Source organism: Cupriavidus sp. FW305-F7, assembly GCF_058782875.1.
In genome coordinates, this window is the sequence record NZ_JBYSYC010000118.1 from 1 (window position 1) to 1,570 (window position 1,570).

The 1,570-nt window shown below is 61.1% G+C and carries 1 pseudogene; it reads left to right on the forward strand.

Annotated elements, in window-relative coordinates:
• Window positions 1-89: 89 nt before the first annotated feature.
• A pseudogene (locus tag AC3WL8_RS39855) lies at window positions 90-914 on the forward strand (IS110 family RNA-guided transposase); the annotation flags it as partial.
• Window positions 915-1,570 lie beyond the last annotated feature (656 nt).

Here is a 1,570-nt window from a genome sequence, read left to right on the forward strand (position 1 = left end):
ACCCAATGGCGCTGAAGGAATGGCTTGAGCCGGATGCGGGGCGACTCGCACGTCCGGTTCTAAGGGGGCGGCGGCGCAGTAATGCGTCGCTGCTACCCGACCAGCTCTATTGGGTCGAGCCTGACGGCAAGTGTTTCAACCGCCGCTTCAACCGGCAGAAACTCATCGAGTTCCTCGCCAAGCGTGAGCCTGCACGGGTCGCGCTCGAAGCGTGCGGCAGCGCGCACTGGTGGGCCCGTCAGCTGCGCAGTCTCGGCCATCAGCCGGTGCTGCTGCACGCCAACTACGTGCGTCCGTTCGTCCAGACCAACAAGACCGACCCCGCCGATGCCAAGGCTATCTGGACGGCGGCGCAGCAGCCGGGTATGCCCTTCGTGGCCCCCAAGGACGAGTCGCAGCAGTGCGTGCTTAGCCTGCACGCCATGCGCCGGCTGCGCGTGAAGATGCGCACCATGCTGGTCAATCAGTTGCGCGGCACGCTGCTCGAATTCGGCGTCCATTTTCCGCGCGGACTGAGAACCGGCTTGCAGGAGATCGTGCAGCACATGGCCGAAATCGAGCGCAGCGTGCCGCCCATGCTGTTCGAGTTCGTGCGTGAGCAGCTGCAAAGCATCGAGCGGCTCGATGCGGAGATCGGCCGCCTCGAACAACAGATCGACGCCTGGAGCCGGCAGAACCGAGCCTACCGGACCATTCGCGACATTCCCGGCATCGGCATGCTTACGGCCACGGCCATGGTTGCCACCATTGGCGACGTACACACCTTCAAGTCCGGGCGGCAACTGGCGGCCTACCTTGGTCTGGTGCCCAAACAGTCCGGCACCGGCGGCAAGGTCTGGCTGGGTGGCATCAGTAAACGCGGCGATCCCTACCTGCGCACCTTGCTCATTCACGGCGCTCGTGTCGTGCTGACCGAACGCGTGACCGTGATCAGCGACGACGCTGGTGAGTTTGCGAAGACCGTCCAGGGCAGTCAGCTAGCACGCGGGAGGCTTCTCGATTGGTTCCACATCGCCATGAAGTTCAACGCGGCGCAGCGTTCCGTGTTCGGTAGCAAGGTGATCGACTCATTGGAACGGGAATCGATAGAGACCGAAATCACTCACGCCAAGTGGTTAGTCTGGCATGGCAAGGGCCGCAAAGCGTTGGAGCGCATCAAGGCATTGGACACTCGACTGCTGATGAGGACGGGGTATGACTTCAGCACGCTTTGGTGGAACCTGGATAAAGTCTCCTGGTACCTGCGGAAGAACGCAAATACGTTGGTCAACTACGGCGCTCGGCATCGGAAGGGCCTGCCGATCAGCAGTAGCATCGCGGAGTCCGCGGTGAACCAGGTCGTCAGCCTTCGCATGGCTAAGAAGCGACAGATGCGCTGGACGGACGAAGGGGCGCACTGCATGGTGCAGGTCAGAGTCGCAGTCTTAAACGGAGAGCTCTCTTCCGACCGCATCTCGGCGCTCAAGATGAGCCTGTCAGATTTCTTGTGTGTCGAGGTCATGAGACGATATCGAAAGAAACGCCCTTATGACCGAAACAACAAGCATGACCAAGAAGAGCAAGAAATCGA